The organism is Streptomyces alkaliterrae, from assembly GCF_007097205.2.
GTDB classification, from domain to species: domain Bacteria; phylum Actinomycetota; class Actinomycetes; order Streptomycetales; family Streptomycetaceae; genus Streptomyces; species Streptomyces alkaliterrae.
Genome location: NZ_VJYK02000431.1, coordinates 1 through 3,457 on the forward strand (window position 1 = coordinate 1; position 3,457 = coordinate 3,457).

The window sequence follows — 3,457 nt, forward strand, 5'->3', positions numbered from 1 at the left end:
GTGGTGGGGCGCCCCCGGCGGGGGCTCAGCGGCCCTGGACGAGGTCCGGGTAGAGCGGGTGCTTGTCGGCGAGGGCGCTCACGCGGGCGGCGAGCGTCTTGGCCTTGGCCTCGTCGAAGTCCGGCAGCAGCGCCTCGGCGATGATGTCGGCGACCTCGGTGAAGTCCTCGGCGGTGAAGCCGCGGGTGGCCAGCGCCGGTGTGCCGATGCGCAGACCGGAGGTGACCATCGGCGGACGCGGGTCGTTCGGCACCGCGTTGCGGTTGACGGTGATGCCGATCTCGTGGAGCCGGTCCTCCGCCTGCTGGCCGTCGAGCTCGCTGTTGCGCAGGTCGACCAGGACGAGGTGGACGTCGGTGCCGCCGGAGAGGACGGACACGCCGGCGTCGACGGCGTCCTTCCGGAGGAGGCGCTCGGCGAGCAGCTTGGCGCCCTCGAGGGTGCGCTCCTGCCGCTCCTTGAACTCCTCGGTCGCGGCGATCTTGAACGCGACGGCCTTGGCGGCGATCACGTGCTCCAGCGGGCCGCCCTGCTGGCCGGGGAAGACCGCGGAGTTGATCTTCTTGGCGTGCTCCTGCTTGGACAGGATGACGCCGCCGCGCGGGCCGCCGAGGGTCTTGTGGGTCGTGGTGGTGACCACGTCCGCGTGCGGCACCGGGTTGGGGTGCAGCCCGGCGGCGACCAGACCGGCGAAGTGCGCCATGTCGACCATCAGCAGCGCGCCGACCTCGTCGGCGATGCGGCGGAAGGCGGCGAAGTCCAGCTGGCGCGGGTACGCGGACCAGCCGGCGATGATCAGCTGCGGGCGATGCTCCTTGGCGAGGCGCTCGACCTCCTCCATGTCGACGAGGTTGGTCTGCTCGTCGACGTGGTAGGCGACCACGTTGTACAGCTTGCCGGAGAAGTTGATCCGCATGCCGTGGGTGAGGTGACCGCCGTGGGCCAGGTCCAGGCCCATGATGGTGTCGCCCGGCTTGAGCAGCGCGAACATCGCGGCGGCGTTGGCGGAGGCGCCGGAGTGCGGCTGCACGTTCGCGGCCTCGGCGCCGAACAGCGCCTTGATGCGGTCGCGGGCGATCGTCTCGACGACGTCGACGTGCTCGCAGCCGCCGTAGTAGCGGCGGCCGGGGTAGCCCTCGGCGTACTTGTTGGTGAGAACCGAGCCCTGGGCCTGGAGGGACGCGACGGGAGCGAAGTTCTCCGAGGCGATCATCTCGAGGGTGGACTGCTGACGGTGGAGTTCGGCGTCGACGGCGGCGGCGACGTCCGGGTCCACCTCGTGGAGTGAGCTGTTCAGAAGCGACATCAGATCTCAGGTCCGATCTTGGTCGGCTGGAAGGTGGGCTGTCCCCGGCCGGGCGGGCCGGGGAAGGGCTCAGTTGCCGGTGAAGGACGCGTACTCGTCGGCGGACATCAGGTTCGCCGGCTCGTCGGTGACCTTCACCTTGAACAGCCAACCGCCCGTGAAGGGGGCGGAGTTCACCAGCGCCGGGTCGTCCACGACATCCTGGTTGACCTCGACGACCTCGCCGGTGACCGGCGAGTACAGGTCGCTGACAGACTTGGTCGACTCCAGCTCACCGCAGGTCTCGTCGGCGGTGACGGTGTCGCCGACCTCCGGGAGCTGCACGTAGACGACGTCACCGAGCGCGTTGGCGGCGTGCTCGGTGATGCCGACCGTCGAGACGCCGTCCTCGGCGCCCGACAGCCACTCGTGCTCCTTGCTGTAGCGAAGCTGCTGGGGGTTGTTCATGGTGTGGATTCTCCCGGATGAGGGTGGTGAAGGTGAAACCGGTCTTCAGGGATGGGACGGCCGGTGGGATGCGCGGATACCGGTGACGACGTGCTCAGTCTCCGGCACGGGGCGGCCGGGGGCGTGGAGCCCTGCCGAGGGGCGCCGCGGGTCAGCGCTCGCGCTTGTAGAACGGCAGGGCGACGACCCGGTACGGCTCGTGGCTGCCCCGGATGTCCACGCCGACGGCCGGTTCGGCGCCCTCGGCGGTCGGCTCGGCGTGCGCGGCGTCCACGTAGGCGATGGCGATCGGCTTGCCGAGGGTGGGGGAGGGTGCGCCGGAGGTGACCTCGCCGATCACCGCGCCGCCGTCGAGCGCCACCACGGGGAAGCCGGCACGCGGCACCCGGCGGCCCTCGGCGATCAGCCCGACGAGCTTGCGCGGCGGGTTCTGCGCGGCGCGCTCGGCGGCGGCCTCCAGCGGCTCGCGGCCCACGAAGCGGCCCTCGTTGGTGGTCTTGTCGAACTTCACGACGCGGCCCAGGCCGGCGTCGAACGGGGTGGTGTCGCGGGTCAGCTCGTGCCCGTACAGCGGCATGCCGGCCTCCAGGCGGAGGGTGTCCCGGCAGGACAGGCCGCAGGGCACGAGGCCGGCGTCCTTGCCCGCGTCCAGCAGCGCGGTCCACACCTTCTCGGCGTCGGCGGGGGCGAGGAAGAGTTCGAAGCCGTCCTCGCCGGTGTAGCCGGTGCGGGCGATCAGCGCGTTCGCGCCGGCGACGGTGCCCGGCAGACCGGCGTAGTACTTCAGCCCGTCCAGGTCGGCGTCGGTGAGGGTGCGCAGGACGCCGGCGGCCTCGGGGCCCTGGATCGCGAGCAGCGCGTAGGCGTCCCGGTCGTCGCGGACGGCGGCGTCGAAGCCGGCCTGCCGCTCGATGAGGGCGTCGAGGACGACCTGGGCATTGGAGGCGTTGGCCACGACCATGTAGTGCGGCCGGCCGTCCACGCCGTCGGCGAGGCGGTAGACGATCAGGTCGTCCATGATGCCGCCGCGCTCGTCGCAGATCATCGTGTAGCGGGCGCGGCCCGGCTTGAGCGCGGACAGGTTGCCGACGAGGGCGTGGTCCAGCAGCTCGCCGGCCTGCGGGCCGGTCACGGCGATCTCGCCCATGTGGGAGAGGTCGAAGAGCCCGGCGCGCTCGCGGACGGCGTTGTGCTCGTCGCGCTCGCTGCCGTAGCGCAGCGGCATGTCCCAGCCGGCGAAGTCCGTCATCGTCGCGCCGAGCGCGCGATGGACGGAGTCGAGGGCTGTCAGACGAAGGGTTTCAGACATTTTCTGGCTCCCAGGCAGGGGCGGACACGTCCTCCCCATCTGTCATCGGAACCTGAGAGGTTCGCCGCAGACCCGTTCGGGTCCGGCTTGCACCTTGGGTGGGGCGCCCCGGGCAGGGGCGGCCGCTTTTCAGATCTGCCTCGCCCGCGCGGTACGGGGCCTGAGAGATTCAAGGGAGGACTTGCTCCTTCGGCGTCCCTTCCCACCGGCGGTGCCGGCGGCTCATCGAAGGGACTCTCCCGCGCGGGTTCAGTCGGCCGGTATGCAGTTGGCGCGCACATCATGACACGGACACCCCCTCCGGCGGCACCCTGGCTGTGGCACTCTGCACCGCGTGGGGCGGGGACGGCGGCCGTGCGGGTCGCCGTCCGGCACCCCGGACGGCCGGAGGGGCG

General features: G+C 71.5%; 3 protein-coding genes and 1 riboswitch. All 3 genes read right to left on the reverse strand.

Features of this window, described 5'->3' with window-relative positions; translation table 11 throughout:
* Positions 1–25: 25 nt before the first annotated feature.
* Complete coding sequence (gene glyA, locus FNX44_RS25115; protein ID WP_143651282.1) at positions 26–1,306, reverse strand: serine hydroxymethyltransferase; 1,281 nt, start codon at positions 1,304–1,306, stop codon at positions 26–28.
* Between the two features lie 69 nt (positions 1,307–1,375).
* Positions 1,376–1,753: a glycine cleavage system protein GcvH gene (gene gcvH / locus FNX44_RS25120; protein WP_143651283.1), complete on the reverse strand. Its 378-nt coding sequence runs from the start codon at positions 1,751–1,753 to the stop codon at positions 1,376–1,378.
* A gap of 151 nt (positions 1,754–1,904) precedes the next feature.
* Positions 1,905–3,062, reverse strand: a complete 1,158-nt coding sequence (gene gcvT / locus FNX44_RS25125) for a glycine cleavage system aminomethyltransferase GcvT (protein ID WP_143651284.1) — start codon at positions 3,060–3,062, stop codon at positions 1,905–1,907.
* 139 nt (positions 3,063–3,201) lie between these two features.
* Positions 3,202–3,314, reverse strand: a riboswitch (glycine riboswitch).
* Positions 3,315–3,457: the final 143 nt, after the last annotated feature.

Excerpts from the sequence above, each read along its gene's own strand:
- glyA (WP_143651282.1), bottom strand. The coding sequence starts at position 1,306 with ATGTCGCTTCTGAACAGCTCACTCCACGAGGTGGACCCGGACGTCGCC.
- gcvH (WP_143651283.1), bottom strand. The coding sequence starts at position 1,753 with ATGAACAACCCCCAGCAGCTTCGCTACAGCAAGGAGCACGAGTGGCTG.
- gcvT (WP_143651284.1), bottom strand. The coding sequence starts at position 3,062 with ATGTCTGAAACCCTTCGTCTGACAGCCCTCGACTCCGTCCATCGCGCG.